This window comes from Williamsia muralis, assembly GCF_002735905.1.
Classification (GTDB): Bacteria; Actinomycetota; Actinomycetes; order Mycobacteriales; family Mycobacteriaceae; genus Williamsia; species Williamsia muralis_A.
Window position 1 is genome coordinate 317,308 of record NZ_PEBD01000008.1, and the last position, 16,090, is coordinate 333,397.

The following is a 16,090-nucleotide window of genomic DNA, read 5'->3' on the forward strand; positions in this document are numbered from 1 at the left end:
CATCCCAGGGTGCTGACTAGGGTGGCGACCATGCCAACCGCGTTGATCACCGGGGCCAGCCGTGGTCTGGGCGCTTCCGTCGCCCGTCTGCTCGCGCCCACTCACGACCTGTTGCTCGGCGGTCGCCCGTCGACCGAATTGGACAACATCGCACTGCAACTCGACGGGGCGACCACCTGGCCCGTGGAACTCACCGACGCCGACGAGCTCGCGGCCGCCACCGAGGCGATCAGCGAACTCGACGTCCTGGTGCACAACGCCGGCGTGATCAGCTGGGGTTCGATCGAAGACACACCGGCCGATGAATGGCGTCGCGTCCTCGAGGTCAACCTGATCGCCGCCGCCGAGTTGACCCGGCTACTGCTGCCTGCGCTCCGAGCCGCGCGGGGGCACGTTGTGTTCATCAACTCGGGTGCGGGCCGGCACGCCAATCCGGGGTGGGGTGTCTATGCGGCGAGCAAGTTCGGCCTGCGCGCACTGGCCGATGTGGTTCGGGCTGAAGAACCATCGCTGCGGGTGACGTCCATCTTCCCCGGGCGCATCGACACCGACATGCAGCAGGAGTTGGTGGCGATGGAGGGCGGCGAGTACGACGCCACCCAGTTCTTGCTGCCCGACACGGTTGCGTCGGCGGTGGTGGCAGCCATCCACACGCCGGCCGACGCCCATCCTCATGAGGTGGTGCTCAAACCGACCGGTCGTCGCTGAAACGTCTGACCTCGACGATGCAGCCGGGTTCGGTGTCAACGGCCCGCGGCCGGATTCTCGAACCGTAGGGTGAGGGTCATCGGGCACACAGCGCAATCGGCAGTTGGGGAAACCATGACGTTGAAGTATTCAGAATCCGATCGGGCACTTGCCCGGGCGGCGTACGAGACCCTCGAACCGTTTCACGTTGTCGCCTACTTCAGCCCCGACATCAAGGCCGCTTGCGCCGACACCGGACTGGACTTCCACGGTTGGTATGTGGGCGCTCGGGGCGCTCCGCTGGGGCCATGTGATGCCTCGGTTGTCGCTGCGGCGTTCTTCAACTTCAGCCCCGCAGTGGTCGGTCCCGGATGGGATGCCGCCAAGGCCGTGGGTCTGGACGTGGTGAACAACCGCCGGTTCGAGATGCTCGACGAGACGCTGGGCCGTGCGCTCGGTGACCACGTCGGGAATCCCGTGCTCGACGAGTTGGCGGATCGCTACGCCCAGAAGGCCGCAGACCTGCCCATGGGCGGGCGCACGCTCGCTGCGGCATGGGCCAACTCGCAGCCGCCGACCCAACCGCACGTTCGGCTGTGGCATTCCATCGCGATCGTCCGCGAGTGGCGTGGTGACGCCCACATCGCCGCGTTGGTCACCGCGGGCCTCGACCGGCTCGAAGCGCTGGTACTTCACGAGGCACAGCATCCCGACCCCACGGTGCGGCGCCGTCTGCTCGGTAAGAAGCTGGTGATGGTGACCCGCGGCTGGTCCGAGGACGACTGGAGTGCCGCCGCGGACAATCTGCGGGCGCGCGGGTTGATCGATCAGGCGGAGTCGGGTGAGATCCTCACTGCAGCCGGCGCCGACCTCTACAACCACATCGAGGAACTCACCGACGATGCAGCGGCGGCTGCCTGGTGTACTGACGACGACACCGAGCAATTACTCACGGCAACAAAGCCATTCGTCAAATCGGTGATCGACGCGGGAATCCTGCCAGGGACCAAGAAGAAGTAACCGGTTCGGTCAGCTGGCGAGCCAGAGCCGACGGCGGATCACTCCGCGCATCCGTTCGACATCGTGCGGATTGAGTGACGTCGGCGGCTCTTCGTCGACGATGTTGTTCAATTCGGCGAAGAAGTCACGGACGGGCATGCCGAACCGCTCACGGATCTGATCGGACGGGCCACCGCCGAACTGGTACCAGTGCGACTCGAACTCCACCATTTGCTGCTGCTGTGGTTCCAGCGACATCGCGAACACACCTCCCCGATCGAAGTAAGAAGAATCCCCGGTTGTCCGACGGTTTCCGCGTCGGGCCATTGATTCTTGATACCGCAAACTTCAATTCGATGCGAGATTTAGATCACACGTGATCCGAAGTCGTGGGTCATCGCCAGATGACGCCGATACCGGCGGCCAGGAGAGACAACACTCCGACCGCATAGAAGAGCGGGCGCGGGACGGGACGGCCCGTGCGTCGCTGCTTCGCGTTCCCCGCACCGAGAACCCCACCCAGGACGATGAGGATGGCTAATTTGAGGCCTACCTTCGGCCAATTGGTCTCCACCCCGGCAGGCCAGGGTGCAGCCAGGACGACCCCACTGATCAGGGAGACCAGCAAGCCGTAGTCCATCGCGGCGGTGGTCCTGAAACGGCGTGCCAGCGCCTCCGCCGCCCAGCCACCGAAGGTCACGGCGAACCCGATCAGATGGATCCAGATCACGACGTTACGAAGTACGTCCACGCTCACCCCTTGCCTCGGCCCGCCAGTAGGGCAGTTCACGCTTGACGCCCATTGATTGCGGCAGTTTCAGTCAGACTGTAACTGAGGACGCTCGCCTGTCAACCGTCTGATCGGCGCCTCATTCCCGACCGCACCAACCCCCACGGTGGTCTACTGTTGGCCGGAATCGACGAGTGAGGAATGCCAACGTGCCGGAGGACGATCGCGGTGCCGAGGTGGTTCCGACGAGCGCCGAGGATGGCATCGCGCCGTCGAGCGCAGCCTTCGTCCTGATTGCCCTGGGCAACCGGATGCGCGCGCGGGTGGAGTCCCGCATGGCGACCGAAGGTATTGCCATTCGCCACTTGTCAGCTCTGGGGCACCTGTCGCGAAGGCCAGGGATCTCCTACAGCGAGCTCGCACGCCGTGCGTCTGTGACCCCACAGAGCATGCAGGCTACGTTGAACAAGCTGGAGGCGATCGGCGCCGTGGAGAGGACGACGAGTGGCGGAAGAGGCCGCACAGCAACACTCTTCGTGACGGAGGAAGGCAAAAGACTACTGGCCGTGGGCTACTCGTCGTACGCAGAGTTGGATGCCCTGCTCACAGAGCATCTCGACATGGAGACGTTGAACGACATGATGTTGCCGTTCATGAAACTCCTGCGGACTCTCGACTCCGACTGACGTTGACCGCGAGCATCTCCGCCTTGTCGGGTATCAGGAGTTGTCGGGTATCAGGAGTTGTCGGGTATCAGGAGTTGGTGGCGTACGCGACAGCGGAACCCGTCGGCGGCACCCGAACTGCGCGCCCGGCCGAGGACATCGCCGCGGTGTGGATCTCGATGGTCCCGTCGGCGCGCTGGAGAAGCGTGGTCACCGTGCCGTCGTCGCCGACCAACTCGATACTCCTGACGCCTGCCTCCGCATCGCCCCGACTCCTCATCGAGTCACCTGAGAATCGTGCCTCATCACCGACTGTTCGCACGCTGCTTGCCATGTCCGCCGCCTTCTCCGAATGTGTACATGGGAAGTTCGTCGCCGACGATGCGGCGGATTGGTTCACACTGCACCTCGAGAACCTCCTCAGGTGCAGCTGATAGCCGGAACACCGTCTTGCACCGACCTCGCGAAGCCGATCAACGCCGAGGTCACCTCATCGGGCCGCTCCATCTGGAGGAAGTGTCCGGCCCCCTCGAAGGTGCGGACGGTCTGAAGCCTCGGCATCGTCTCGCGCATCCGCCCGATGGCTTTGCGGCCTGCCATCGTGATCACCGGGTCCTCGCCGCCGGCGAGAAAACAGGCCGGGACGTCGATCACACGACCGTCGACGGCTCTCTCCCAGTTGAGGTCCGCGGCGCGGTACCAGTTCAGACCACCGGTGAATCCGGTTCTGCGGAAGGCGGTTTCGTACTCGTCGAGGTCCCCTTCCGTCAACCACGACCACGGCAGTTGCGGTGCTGCGGGCAGTACATCGAGGTACCCCAGTCGGCGGCCGTCGCGGTGGCTCGGATGTTGCCAGATGTCGAGGTAGCGAAAGTTCCCCGACAAGGCGTGAAAGAGCCGCATGAGGAACTCGCGCGGTGCCGCGTCCAGTTCGGTCTCGGCGAGATCTGGCCGCATGAAGTACTCGAAATGAAAAAAATGTTGCTGTGCCAGAGCCGAATAGGCGTCGGACGGCCTGATCGGCAGCCGGTCCGGGGCGTAAGGCATGGCGAGCAGCACCAGCCCGGCCACCCGGTCGCGATGCTCAAGGGCAATGGTCCATGCGGTCGGGGCGCCGAAGTCGTGGCCCACAACGATTGCCTGTTGAACCTCGAGGGAGTCGAGCAGCGCGACCACACGATCGGCGACTGCGGAAAAGGTGTACTCGGCAAGGCCGCCGGGCGAATCGGTGGCCCCGTAGCCGGGCATGTCCGGCGCGATGACACGGAAGCCGGCAGTCACCAGGGGCTCAACCTGGTGACGCCAGCTGTAAGCGAGCCCAGGAAACCCGTGGAGCAACAGCACGACCGGACCGTGTCCGTCGTCCACGAGGTTCCACGTGAATCCGTCGACCGTCAGCGTGCGGTAAGGCACTGTTCAGACCTGCTGGAGGTCTTCCTGGCTCCACACCGCACGCATGCTGGTGATCTTGCAGTTGTCGTCGAAGACCATGATGTCCACGGGCGTGATCTTGAACGCGGAGCCGCCGGCCTCGGTGATGAGGGTGAACTCGAAGACCGCCGTGTCGCCGGCGATCTTGGACCAATGCAGCTCAGCGGTGGTCTTGTCCATCGCAGCGATCACGCCATAGAACTCCACGATCGATTCGCGCGTGCTGCGCACGTCGGCGCCGATCGGGTCTTCGACCGTCGCGCCCTCTGCGTACAGATCGGCGACCTGCTCTGGCTTGCCGTTCGCCACCAGGTCCACGTACGACTCGACGACCTTCTTGATTTCCTCGACACTCGGCATGTGCATCTCCCTCATCGACTAGAACATGTTCTAGTTCGAGGACGTTACCCGTGATGTCCAGCTGAGTCCCAGAAAAGTTCAAACACAGAAGGGTTCACACGCCGAAAGGTCCGACACCCACCAAAGCCAGAGGTGCTCACCCGCATTGGGTGAGCACCTCGAGATGACTTCGATGTTGTGGTGCGCGGTCAGCGACTCTGGTCGGCTGCGCCCTGTTCAGTGCTTGCGCCGGCATTGGCGAGCTCTCCCGAGGCATTCTCGAGGTGGGCGCGGACGAACCACTGGAACTTCTCGAGTTCAGCGGTCTGGCCGATCAGGATGTCTTCGGTGACCGGATCGATCTCGCCTGCAACGGCAATGGCCTCGCGCTGCGAGGTGATCACGCCGACGTACACGAGGTCGAGGGCGCCGAGGTGAGCCTGCACCGTGTCGCGGCCGACCGAGTAGTCGTTCCAGGACCGATCCTCTTCGATCGACTTGGCGGTGCCCTTCGGTGAGCCACCCAGGGTCGCGATGCGCTCGGCGAGCGTGTCGGCGTAGCCGCGGGCAAGTTCGACCTGCGGGTCGATCATTTCGTGAACGCCGATGAAGTTGGCACCGACGACGTTCCAGTGGATGTGCTTCAGAGTCAAATGGAGGTCGTTGAACGCGCTGAGACGTTCCTGCAGGACAGAGACCAGTTTCTTTGTGGCGTCATCAGAGAGGCCAGGCGCGGTGAAAGTCATGAACGCAGTTTGCCCGGCGCGCCTGGATCTCAAACTCGACCGTGCCGCCGAGACCGAACTGCGACCTTGTCATAACGGTTCGGTAACGGGTGTGCGTACACCTGGACCTACGGTGTGGTTGGCTTGGTTGATGATCGAACGCAAGTGCTCGACAGTGGCAACCGGTGACCTCGACCTCTGAGTCGGACGAGATCTTCGAGGCACTCGAACTCGCACCGCACTACGCACCCATTCGCCGGCTCGCCGACGATGCGCTGGTCGCTGTGGAACTACAGGTCCGTGGCCGCGGGGACACCGCACTAAACACCCCTAAATCGCTGCGCCGCGCTGCGCGGATGATGCAGCAGACCGGCGTCGTCGACGGGCGCAAGCTCTCGTTTCTCAACGCTGGCCCGGCCCAGACCACCTTGCCCATCTTCGCGACCGTTGATCTGCTGTCGTCCGTTCACCTCGCGTTCGCGGCGCCGCCCGCGCACCACCTGCTTCTGTCCGTGGACCCGGGCGAGACCTTCCGACGGCCACGCTCGGTCCTGGACGAGGTCGCCGCGGCCCGGGCGGCAGGACGTCTGATCTGCGTGGACCGATTGGGGCTCGATGATCGTGCGTTGACGCTGCTGTGGTTGATCGAACCCGACGTGATCTTCACCCCTGCGGAGTTGCTGGCCCGTACCCGCGATCCAGAGATCGCCGGGCTGGCCCACGCGCTGGCCGCTCACGCCGAACGCACCGGTGCTCTGGTCATCGCAGAAGGTGTCGACACCGAGGGGCTGCGGGTGGCGGCGCAGACGGTCGGAGCCACCCACGGCATGGGTGCCCTGTTCCCGGCCGTGCACAGCCCGGCGCTTTTCGCCGACGAGCCGGTGGCTGAACTTCCGCGGCGTGACACCGCGTCCGGGCCCGCAGACGGTGATTCGGCGACCACCCCGTACGCCATCGTCAGTGCGCGTCACGTTCCCCGTCCCGGCGACAAGCGCCTGCTGATCGAGATGAGCAAGGCCCTGGAGACGCAGGCTGCGGCTGCCGGCCCGGGAACTTTGGTGCTGGGTACTTTTCAAGAGGCTCGCCAGTTCACGCCCACGACGGCACGGCGTTGGCGTTCCCTCGCCGACAATGCCGGTTTCGCCGGTGTGTACGGCGTCGGCCTGCCGCAGATGCTCGACGGAAACGTCCAGCACGCCCCGCTCGATCCGGATGATGACCTCGTCAACGAGTGGACGGTGGTGGTCCTCGGCCCGCACGCCTCGGCACTTCTGTCCGCGCGCGACCGGCACGAACCGGTCCCCGACCTCGATCGCACCTTCGACGTGGTCCAGAGTTACAACCGCGACCTCGCAACCCGTGCGGCGCACGCCATCCTCGCCCGATTCACCTCGCCGCGAGCGGCCGACTGATTCGACGGAGGGCGCCGGCATGGCCAGACAGACGATCGACCTGCGCCGGTATGTGCGCGCAGATGAAGTCCTCGAGCAGGGACGTCGATTGCGCGAGAACCTCGCACCCGGTGCACACGCCCACCGCGCCGCAGCCGCGGATCGACCCGGCGTGCTCGAGTACATAGCTGCCAGCAACCAAGGCCGGATTCCCGAACTCATCCCGCTGCGTATCGGGCGGATGACAGCGTCCCCGTTCTCCTTCTTCCGCGGCGCAGCCGGATTGATGGCGGCCGACCTCGCCGGAACACCCGACAGCGGGCTGGCTGCACAGTTGTGCGGCGATGCGCATGCCGCCAATTTCGGGTTGTACGGAACCCCCGACGGCAAGATCGTGATGGACATCAACGACTTCGACGAGACCATCCCCGGGCCATGGGAGTGGGACCTCAAGCGCCTTTCGGCGAGTTTGGTGCTCGCGGGCCGGCAAGGCGGGGTCTCGGAATCCGGCTGTCGCGACGCGGCGGAGGACGCCGTCAAGTCGTACCGCAAGACGATGAAGAAGCTCGCCGACGCACCCTTTTTGCGGTCGTGGTCACTGATCCCAGACGTCTCGGTGCTGGATCAGGTCAAAGCCGACGCTCTGCTGGACAGCTTCGAGGCTGCCGCAGACAAGGCGATGAAGAACACGAGCGAGAAGGTGGTGGCGAAGTGGACACAACAGGTCGATGACCCCGCCACCGGGATCCGGCGGCACCGGTTCGTCGCCGATCCGCCGAACCTCACTCACGTCGAGGCCGCCACCGCCGATGCGGTCATCGACGGGTTGGCGGATTACGTCGACACGCTTCGCCAATCGCGGCGGAACCTGATTGCCCGATTCGCGGTGTCCGATGTCGCTTTCCGAATAGTGGGCACCGGCAGCGTGGGCCTTCGGAACTACGTGGCCTTGCTGCACGGGAATCGTTCGGAAGACCTTGTGATGCAGGTGAAACAGGCAAAGCCGTCGGCGTTGGCGCCCTACGTTGCAGCCGACACCCCCCGGCACGAGGGCCGGCGCATAGTCAACGGCGCACGGATGGTGCAGGCCGAGACCGACATCCTGCTCGGCTGGACGACGATCAAAGGGATCCCGTTCATCGTCCGACAGTTCCGCAACCTCAAAGGCGACATCGACCCCACCACCCTCAAGCGCAGTCTGCTCGACGACTACGGGCGCTTGGCGGGTGGACTGCTGGCGCGCGCACACTCGCGGTCGGTGGACCCGCGCCTGCTGGCCGGCTACTTCGACGGTGGCAAGGCGATCGACAAGGACATCGCGGCGTTCGCGGTGAACTACGCCGACCAGACCGAACGTGACCACGGTGAACTGGTCGCCGCTGTCGCTGCGGGAACGATTGAGGCACAGCTCGGCTAACACCACGCGTATTACTTGACACCGCACCTACATACGGGCTTTGGTCGGAACAGTGTGCAAAATCGACCAGCCGCACCGACGTAGGAGCAGGCCATGACCGAGTACCCACCGCGCGAGAACGAACCCAATGTCCCCCTCGGGAAGGGTTCGGGTCAGCCCGAGCCATCGGCCGGGCAGTATCCCCCGCCCGGCGGCCAGAACTATCCGCCGCCCGGCCAGGGCTATTCGCCTCAGGGCGGCTTCCCGCCACCACCTCCTCCGGTGGATCAGTACTCCGCTCAGGGTGGCTACCCCGGGCCTGCCGGCTTCGGACCACCGCAACTGTCGGTCGGCTCAGCTCTGAGTTACGGATGGTCCAAATACAAGGCAAATGCTGGTGCCTGGATCGCAATCTGCCTGTTGTCTCTGGTGGCCAGCTGGTTTGTCCAGTTCGCGTTCTCCGGCTTCGATTTCCAGAACGAGTTGTCCGGTGGTGGGGCCGCGCTCAGTGTGATCGGGACGGTGCTGTCGTTCATCGTCAGCACGCTGTTCCGTGCCGCGTTCACCAACGGCGCTCTTGCCGAGCTCGACGGTAACCGGCCGTCGATCGGCGCGTTCTTCAACTTCCGCAATCTCAGCGCGGTGTTCATCATCGCAGTCCTGGTGGGGATAGCGACCGTGGTCGGATTCATCCTGTTGATCATCCCCGGCCTCATAGTCTTGTATTTGACCTGGTACGCACTGACTTTCGCGATCGATCGTAATCAGGATGCCTTCACCGCGATCAAGTCGAGCTTCGAGTTGACATCGAAGAACATCGGGTCACTGCTCCTGTTGGCGCTGGCCTGTTTCGGGCTCAACGTCCTCGGCGCGATCCTGTGCTTGGTCGGCCTGCTGGTGACCATTCCGGTCACGCTCATCGCAAGCACCTACGCGTATCGCGTGCTCACCGGCGGTCCGGTGTCGCCAGTCGGGTGAGTGCACACCCAGAGCGCATTGATCAGGTCGGATGACCTTGCAGCTCAGTGGGTTCCGGGTCCTCGGCGGGTTCGGGCCGTTGGCCCACATGGATCAGGTTGCCGTCAGGGTCGGTCACGTCCGCGACCCGCTCGCCCCAGGGCATATCGGTGGGTGGACTGACCACCGCCGCACCCGCAGACACCAGCGCGTCGAACCCGTCCTCACAGCTCTCCGCGTACAGCCACAGCGCTCCCCGACTGGGCGTCTTCGGTGCGGAGGGGTCTGAACCGATTCCGAAGGACGACTTCCCGACCTGCAGACTCGCATAACCCGCGGGCCCTTCTTCCGGAAACCGGTAGACCAATTGGGCATCGCATGCCTGTTGATAGAAGGCGACGAGACGATCGAGGTCGCGGCTGGACAGTATGGGAAACAGCTCGGTGAACACGATTGAAGCCTCCTCGCAGCCCTGACATCGGTGTTGTCGCCCAGACTAGCCGCGTATCCGATTGCTTCTCAGCCTGTTTCGATTCCGGGAGCCGGGTCCGGCAGATTCGTGCAGCGTGGGGCGATAATGTCGGATATGCGGTCGCGGCACAAGATCCTCGAAGCCACTCGTGCGCTCATCGCCGAGCAAGGGTTCGATGGCGTCAACATCGCCGCTGCCGCACATGCCGCGGGGGTGTCACGCCAGACGGTCTACTCCATCTTCGGGTCACGCGAGGAACTGGTGTCTTCGGCGATCGCCGATCTCACCGTCCACGTGCTGGGAGACATCCACGCACGCGTGGACATGATCGACACCTCGATCGCCTATGTCGTCGAACTCATCGTGGCCGGACGGTCTGCGGTACGCGCTGACCCCGTACTCGCCCTGCTGCTACGAGCGCAGCAGGGCAACCCTGTGTTCGACACCGGCATGATGGCGCGAGCGAAACCGGTTGCCCGCGAGTTTCTCTCGCCGCTGGCAGCCCGAGATTCCCACGTCGCGGAGAACCTCGACCACATCGTAGAGATCGCCTTGCGCCTCGGGTTGTCGGTGGTGCTGTTCGACAGCGACGCCGTCCACTCCGACGATGATCTACGCCGATTCCTCACCCTGTGGCTCCGTCCTGCGCTGGAGCCCACTTGATGGCCCGAATGTAATTCTTGACACATTGGCTAGTGACTGTCTAGTTTTGACCACGCCTGCAGAACGGTCACCACTCGCGTCGGCCAGGGCATTCGGGGTTTGTCCAGTTCGTGATTCGGGGGATCTATGTCCGCGTTCGACCGCCGTTCCTTTCTGACCGGCGCCGCCGTGGTCGGAGCCGCCATCGCAAGCCCGGCCATCGCCCACGGAAACCCGACGCCGCGAAAGCGGACCCCGGTTGTCCGTGAAGACCATCGGGCCATCGTCATCGGCTCGGGATTCGGTGGCGGTGTCGCCGCACTGCGTTTGGCCGAAGCGGGTGTGCCGGTGACGGTGCTCGAACGCGGAAGGCGCTGGGCGACAGGTCCGAACTCGGAGACATTCCCGAGAGCCACCACGCCCGACAAGCGCCTTCTGTGGTACCGGTCCGCCCCACAACTGTTCGGCAAGCCCGTCGTGTTCGAGCCCTATGTGGGACTACTCGAGGCGGTGCCGGGCGAGAACATGACCGCGCTGTGTGCAGCTGGGCTCGGTGGCGGGTCACTGGTCTACCAGGGAATGACACTGCAACCCGACGAATCCGTGTTCAACACCCACTTTCCCCAGGAACTCGACTGGGCAACCATGAACCGGGTCCACTACCCCCGGGTCGCCCGTATGCTCCGACTCGCCGTTGCACCCGACGAACTGATCAACTCCCCGAACTACCGGGTCGCGCGGGTATTCGCCGACAGTGTCCGCGAAGCAGGGCTACCGGTGTCGAAGATCCCGATGCCGATCGACTGGAACTTTGCCCTCGACGAGTTACGCGGGAAGATGAAGCCCTCGTACACCAACGGCGACGGCGCACTCGGGGTGAACAACGGCGGGAAACACTCGGTCGACGTCACCTACATCGCCGCTGCCGAAGCGACCGGGCGGGTGGCCGTGCACACGCAGCACCACGTCACCGATGTCGAGCGGACACCCGAAGGCCGGTGGCGAGTCTATGTCGACCGGATCGATTCGGCCGGAAACGTTCTCGAGAACAAGATCTTGACCACCAACGCACTCGTGATGGCCGCCGGCAGTATGAACACCTCCAAGTTGCTGATACGCGCCTCGGCAAAGGGACAGATACCCGACATGCCCGACGACCTCGGCGGCAACTGGGGCAGCAACGCCGACCGGATCTACGTGTGGACCAATCTGGAGACCGAGTTCGGGGCTCCGCAAGGTGGGCCGGTCATCTACGGCAGCAAGAACTGGTCCGACCCGAACGCCGCGCACACCGTGATCCAGGCATCGGTTCCGCCACTGTCCTTCGATGCCCGCAGCACGATGATGGTGGGTTACGGGGTGAGCACCGGACGCGGCCGCTTCCACTACGACTCCGATCGTGACGACGCGATCCTGCGGTGGCCCACCGACAGTGACGCAGAGATCCAGAACCGACATATCGGTCCCACGGTGCGCAAGATCGCCGGACCGGGCGGCATCCTCACCGACACCAACGAGTTCTTCCCTTCCACCTGGCATCCGCTCGGTGGAGCCAGCATGGGCTCGGTGTGCGACCTCGAGGGTCGCGTGCATGGGCAACGCGGTCTCTACGTTCTCGACGGTGCGCTGATGCCCGGCAACTCGGCGGCATGCAACCCGTCGATGACCATCGCGGCCGTGGCTGAACGGGCACTCGATCATCTCGTCACCACCGATGTCGGTACGGTCATCTGAGTCCACGGTCACCAGCGGTCGGCGAATCCCTCTCATAGTCAGGAATCACGTTGCTACACATCCTTTCCACGCGCGGCGGGGCGACTCGGCGTACTCGCTTCGCGGTACTGGCGTTGAGTGTCTCGGTGGTGACGGCTGCCGCCGTAGGCGCGGCTCCGTCTGCGTCGGCTTCCCCGTCCTCTGACTTCTACAGCACGCCCGCCGAGTATTCGACCACTCCGGGTTCGGTGATCCGAACCGAATCGATGCCCCTGCTGGTGTCGATTCCGGGCGTGAACGGCCCGTGGCCCGGTTCGGCAAGCCGCGTCCTCTACACCTCGCGTCTGGAGAACGGTGAGCCGACGCCGGTCAGCGGCACCTTCATCGACTCGACCCAGCCGTGGCAAGGCGAGGGAGAGCGGCCGACCGTCATCATCGGCCCGGGCACCATGGGTCAAGGCGATCAATGCGCACCGTCGCGAGCATTCGCCACCGGGTTGATTGCACAAACCGACCCTCTTTCCTTCTCCGCGAACCAAGAAGCGTTGTCGGCCGCACGCTGGAATGCCCTCGGCGCGAGGGTGTTCGTCACCGATTACGTGGGACTGGGCACTCCGGGCATCCACACATACGTCAACCGCGTCGAAGAAGCCCACGCGATGATCGATGCTGCTCGAGCAGCAAACACACTCAGCGGTACCGGTTCTCGCACGCCGATAGCCTTCTGGGGCTACTCCCAAGGTGGAGGGGCATCGGCGGCCGCGGCCGAACTGCAGCCGACCGACGCCCCCGAGCTCAACCTCAAGGGCACCTGGGCAGGCGCGCCACCGGCGGATCTTCTCGACGTTCTGGCGAAGGTCGACGGCAATCTGATCGGCGGTGTCATCGGCTACGCAATCAATGGCTTCGTCGCACGCCATCCCGCGCTCAAGAAGCCGCTCGCCGAGCGCACGACGCCTGCGGGACAGGCGATGCTGGATCGGCTTAAAACAGAGTGCATCGGTGACGTCATCTTCCAGCAACCGTTCTTGCGCACCAGCTCGCTCACCAGGGACGGCAAGTCTCTACTCGAGAACCTCGACACCATTCCCGAAGCTGCTCCCATCTTCGAGGAACAACGCATCGGCACTCTCACACCGGGGAGTCCGGTGTTCGTGACCAGCGGCATCAACGACGACACCATCCCGTACGAGCAGGCGCGGCAGCTCGCCGGCGAGTGGTGTGAGAAAGGCGCCGACGTCACGTTCCGCACCAACCAGCTGCCGCCCATCACCCCGGGCTTGGTGTTGCCCAACCACTTCGGGCCCGATCTGATCGACGGTCTCGGAACGGGTGGCGCCGTCGACTACCTCATGGATCGATTTGCGAACAAGCCCGTCACCGGCTGCACCTTCAACTGACCGGGCCCGTACGAGATATTCGTCAGCGTGAGCCAGGCAGGTCCGCGATGGCCGGTTCCTTGTTGTACTCCTCGTCGGTGACGGGTGCGAGCCAGTGGACGGCGTCGTACTCTTCGCTGCTCTCGTTGATGGCGAGGTGGACCATCAGGCGGGTCGGCGCGGCACCGTGCCAGTGCTCTTCATCGGCCTCGAACAGGACCCGGTCGCCTGGTCTGATGATCTCGACGGGTCCACCTCGGCGCTGGCACAACCCGATTCCCTCGGTGACGAACACCGTTTGACTCAAGGGATGACGGTGCCAATGTGTTCGCGCCCCGGGCATGAAATGCACCAGGTTGGCCGACACCCGCGATGGTGCCGGGGCCGCGGCCACGGCGTCGATGTAGACATCGCCGGTGAACCACTCGCTGGGCCCCTTGGTGGTCGAAACCGAGCTGCGGACTATCTGCATGTGAACTCCCAAATCAATTGATCGACAATGTTTTACGTCTTCGGAGATTTTGCCTGACTGTGCTCGGCAGCCCACGATCCGAGTAGACGAAGCCGCTCAGAACTGGGCGAACCGGGTTCGGCCGTGTACACCATCAACACCGAACCCGGGTCGGCGGTGATGACCAGTTCTTCGTAAGCCAGGCTGATGTCTCCGACCAGCGGGTGTTTGAACCGTTTGGTGCCCGACCCATGTGTTCGCACATCGTGGGCACCCCACAGCGTCCGGAAAACATCACTGCGCGTGGACAACTCGCCGACCAGATCCTGCAAACCCTTGTCGTACGGGTCGCGTCCGGCTTCGGCACGCATGATGGAGACACACATCTGAGCGAACAACTCCCAGTCAGGATAGAAGTCGTGGGCGGCCGGGTCGAGGAACTGGAACCGGGCAAGGTTCGGGGTACGCCCGCCGTCACCGATCAGCGGCGAGTAAAAGGCGCGCCCGAGTTCATTGGTGGCCAGCAGGTCTTGATGCTGGTTGCGGACGAACGCCACTCCCTCGGTGATGGAATCGAGTGCCCACTGCAAGCTCAACCGCGGCATTGCCGGCTTGCTGCCACGCCGGCGGGGACGGCCTGAAGTCGGGATACCGTCAGCAGCCCGGGCCAGGTCGAACAAATGCGCTCGTTCGGTGTCGTCGAGGAGCAGCGCCCGGGCGATGGCGTCGAGCACAGATGCCGAGGCCCCCGCGATGGTCCCACGCTCGAGGCGGGCGTAGTACTCCACACTCACCCCGGCCAGCATGGCCACCTCACTGCGGCGAAGGCCCGCCACCCGGCGGTTCTGCCCGGCAGGCAAACCGGCCTCTTCCGGTGTCACCTTCGCACGTCGCGACATCAGGAACTCACGCACCTCGTCCCGGTTGTTCATGAAACTCAGGGTAGGCGCGGCCACGTCGTTCAGGGGTTCCCTGTCAGTACACCTCTTGTCAGTGACTCCCCCGCCGCACGTATCCACGGTTATGTGGTGGACACATACCCACTTCCACGAAGGAGACACCAGTGCGTGGAGTAATTCTCGCCTCGCCCCGCGACGTCCAGATCGTCGACCGCCCCGACCCGGTCATCGTCGAGCCGACGGATGCGATCATCCGTCTTGCCGCATCATGCGTCTGTGGCTCAGACCTGTGGCCGTACCGCGGCGATGATCCCGCCGACCACATACCCATGGGTCACGAGTACGTCGGTACCGTCACCGCCATCGGTGATGCCGTGGCGACCGTCGGTGTGGGCGACTTCGTCGTCGGGTCGTTCTTCGCCTCGGACAACACCTGCGAGATCTGCCAGGCCGGGTACCAATCGAGGTGCGTGCACGCCCAGATCATGGGTGGGATCGGAACCCAGGCCGAGTACGCCCGCATCCCCCTGGCGGACGGCACATTGGTGGCCACTCACGGACAGCCTGACCCCGACCTCATCCCGTCACTGCTGGCGGCCTCCGACGTGCTCGGCACCGGATGGTTCGCGGCCGTCGCGGCCGACGTCGGCCCGGGCAAGACCGTTGCCGTGGTCGGCGACGGCGCGGTGGGGCTCCTCGGTATCTTGGCCGCGAAACAGCTTGGCGCAGAGCGCATCATCGCCATGAGTCGTCACGCCGACCGCCAGGCCCTGGCGCGGGAGTTTGGCGCCACAAACATCGTCGAGGAACGCGGTGACGACGGTGTCGCCAGGATCAAAGAACTCACCGGTGGGCTCGGAGCACATTCCGTCATCGAGGCTGTCGGCACCCAGGAGTCGATGATGCAGGCCATCCGCTCGACCCGACCCGGTGGACACGTCGGTTACGTCGGCGTCTCCCACGACGTCGATCTACCCGGGCTCGAACTGTTCTTCTCGGGTGTCCACCTTCACGGCGGCCCTGCACCGGTGCGCCGCTTTCTCCCCGAACTGATCGATCTCATCTGGAAGCGGACCATCAACCCCGGCAGGGTTTTCGACCTCACCCTGCCTCTCGAACAAGCCGCCGACGCCTACCGAGCGATGGACGAACGCCGCGCCACCAAAGTCCTTCTCACGGTGTGATCCACCCACATCGATTGGAAATCAATGACT

The 16,090-nt window shown here is 64.3% G+C and carries 19 protein-coding genes; 10 read left to right on the top strand and 9 right to left on the bottom strand.

All coding sequences use genetic code 11. The annotated features are described in order from the left end of the window. The first annotated feature begins 30 nt into the window (after window positions 1-30). Window positions 31-708 carry an SDR family oxidoreductase gene (locus tag CSW57_RS10475; RefSeq protein ID WP_099382729.1) on the top strand — a complete coding sequence of 226 codons (678 nt, stop codon included), beginning with the start codon at window positions 31-33 and terminating at the stop codon, window positions 706-708. Between the two features lie 114 nt (window positions 709-822). Further along, complete coding sequence (locus tag CSW57_RS10480) at window positions 823-1,707, top strand: SCO6745 family protein (protein ID WP_099382730.1); 885 nt, start codon at window positions 823-825, stop codon at window positions 1,705-1,707. A gap of 9 nt (window positions 1,708-1,716) precedes the next feature. Here CSW57_RS10480 and CSW57_RS10485 read toward each other — a convergent pair whose 3' ends face one another. Together CSW57_RS10485 and CSW57_RS10490 are read right to left on the bottom strand one after the other, a co-directional pair. Then, window positions 1,717-1,944 carry a DUF3263 domain-containing protein gene (locus CSW57_RS10485; protein WP_317615575.1) on the bottom strand — a complete coding sequence of 76 codons (228 nt, stop codon included), beginning with the start codon at window positions 1,942-1,944 and terminating at the stop codon, window positions 1,717-1,719. A gap of 136 nt (window positions 1,945-2,080) precedes the next feature. Then, window positions 2,081-2,437, bottom strand: a complete 357-nt coding sequence (locus tag CSW57_RS10490) for a Fe-S protein (protein ID WP_099382731.1) — start codon at window positions 2,435-2,437, stop codon at window positions 2,081-2,083. Between the two features lie 188 nt (window positions 2,438-2,625). Between CSW57_RS10490 and CSW57_RS10495 the strand changes: the two genes are divergently transcribed. Then, window positions 2,626-3,102, top strand: a complete 477-nt coding sequence (locus CSW57_RS10495) for a MarR family winged helix-turn-helix transcriptional regulator (RefSeq protein ID WP_223249175.1) — start codon at window positions 2,626-2,628, stop codon at window positions 3,100-3,102. Window positions 3,103-3,169: 67 nt separating this feature from the next. Here the strand turns inward: CSW57_RS10495 and CSW57_RS10500 are convergent, their stop codons facing one another. From CSW57_RS10500 to dps, 4 genes are all read right to left on the bottom strand, one after another. Then, the gene (locus tag CSW57_RS10500; RefSeq protein WP_099382732.1) at window positions 3,170-3,415 is read right to left on the bottom strand and encodes a hypothetical protein; all 246 of its coding nucleotides are present in this window, start codon (window positions 3,413-3,415) and stop codon (window positions 3,170-3,172) included. Between the two features lie 86 nt (window positions 3,416-3,501). Then, a complete protein-coding gene (locus tag CSW57_RS10505) occupies window positions 3,502-4,494 on the bottom strand; it encodes an alpha/beta fold hydrolase (protein ID WP_099382733.1) in 993 nt (330 codons plus the stop codon). A 3-nt stretch (window positions 4,495-4,497) separates the two neighbouring features. Further along, window positions 4,498-4,872 (bottom strand): nuclear transport factor 2 family protein, encoded by a 375-nt coding sequence (locus tag CSW57_RS10510; protein WP_081729770.1) that lies wholly within the window; start codon window positions 4,870-4,872, stop codon window positions 4,498-4,500. 188 nt (window positions 4,873-5,060) lie between these two features. After that, complete coding sequence (gene dps, locus CSW57_RS10515; protein ID WP_099382734.1) at window positions 5,061-5,597, bottom strand: DNA starvation/stationary phase protection protein Dps; 537 nt, start codon at window positions 5,595-5,597, stop codon at window positions 5,061-5,063. Window positions 5,598-5,761: 164 nt separating this feature from the next. Here dps and CSW57_RS10520 point away from each other — a divergent pair, with 164 nt between their 5' ends. The 3 genes from CSW57_RS10520 (at window position 5,762) to CSW57_RS24775 (ending at window position 9,341) form a co-directional block, all read left to right on the top strand. After that, the gene (locus CSW57_RS10520) at window positions 5,762-6,988 is read left to right on the top strand and encodes an EAL domain-containing protein (protein WP_099382735.1); all 1,227 of its coding nucleotides are present in this window, start codon (window positions 5,762-5,764) and stop codon (window positions 6,986-6,988) included. Between the two features lie 19 nt (window positions 6,989-7,007). Then, entirely contained in the window at window positions 7,008-8,384 is a 1,377-nt protein-coding gene (locus CSW57_RS10525) for a DUF2252 domain-containing protein (protein ID WP_099382736.1), read from the top strand. Between the two features lie 93 nt (window positions 8,385-8,477). Further along, window positions 8,478-9,341: a hypothetical protein gene (locus CSW57_RS24775; protein WP_099382737.1), complete on the top strand. Its 864-nt coding sequence runs from the start codon at window positions 8,478-8,480 to the stop codon at window positions 9,339-9,341. Window positions 9,342-9,363: 22 nt separating this feature from the next. Here the strand turns inward: CSW57_RS24775 and CSW57_RS10535 are convergent, their stop codons facing one another. Then, window positions 9,364-9,771, bottom strand: a complete 408-nt coding sequence (locus tag CSW57_RS10535; RefSeq protein ID WP_223249176.1) for a VOC family protein — start codon at window positions 9,769-9,771, stop codon at window positions 9,364-9,366. A 135-nt stretch (window positions 9,772-9,906) separates the two neighbouring features. Between CSW57_RS10535 and CSW57_RS10540 the strand changes: the two genes are divergently transcribed. The 3 genes from CSW57_RS10540 to CSW57_RS10550 all read left to right on the top strand — a co-directional run bounded on the left by CSW57_RS10540 (window position 9,907) and on the right by CSW57_RS10550 (window position 13,547). Beyond that, on the top strand, window positions 9,907-10,455 hold the full coding sequence (locus tag CSW57_RS10540) for a TetR/AcrR family transcriptional regulator (RefSeq protein WP_099382739.1): 549 nt from the start codon (window positions 9,907-9,909) through the stop codon (window positions 10,453-10,455). Between the two features lie 126 nt (window positions 10,456-10,581). Continuing rightward, complete coding sequence (locus CSW57_RS10545) at window positions 10,582-12,168, top strand: GMC oxidoreductase (RefSeq protein ID WP_099382740.1); 1,587 nt, start codon at window positions 10,582-10,584, stop codon at window positions 12,166-12,168. A gap of 50 nt (window positions 12,169-12,218) precedes the next feature. Next, a complete protein-coding gene (locus CSW57_RS10550; protein ID WP_442316348.1) occupies window positions 12,219-13,547 on the top strand; it encodes a lipase family protein in 1,329 nt (442 codons plus the stop codon). Between the two features lie 22 nt (window positions 13,548-13,569). Here CSW57_RS10550 and CSW57_RS10555 read toward each other — a convergent pair whose 3' ends face one another. Continuing rightward, window positions 13,570-13,998 carry a (R)-mandelonitrile lyase gene (locus CSW57_RS10555; protein ID WP_099382741.1) on the bottom strand — a complete coding sequence of 143 codons (429 nt, stop codon included), beginning with the start codon at window positions 13,996-13,998 and terminating at the stop codon, window positions 13,570-13,572. Between the two features lie 32 nt (window positions 13,999-14,030). Next, window positions 14,031-14,909 (bottom strand): helix-turn-helix transcriptional regulator, encoded by an 879-nt coding sequence (locus tag CSW57_RS10560; protein WP_099382742.1) that lies wholly within the window; start codon window positions 14,907-14,909, stop codon window positions 14,031-14,033. A 131-nt stretch (window positions 14,910-15,040) separates the two neighbouring features. On the opposite strand from CSW57_RS10560, the gene CSW57_RS10565 reads away from it, so the two are divergent. After that, window positions 15,041-16,060 (top strand): zinc-dependent alcohol dehydrogenase family protein, encoded by a 1,020-nt coding sequence (locus CSW57_RS10565; RefSeq protein WP_099382743.1) that lies wholly within the window; start codon window positions 15,041-15,043, stop codon window positions 16,058-16,060. Window positions 16,061-16,090 lie beyond the last annotated feature (30 nt).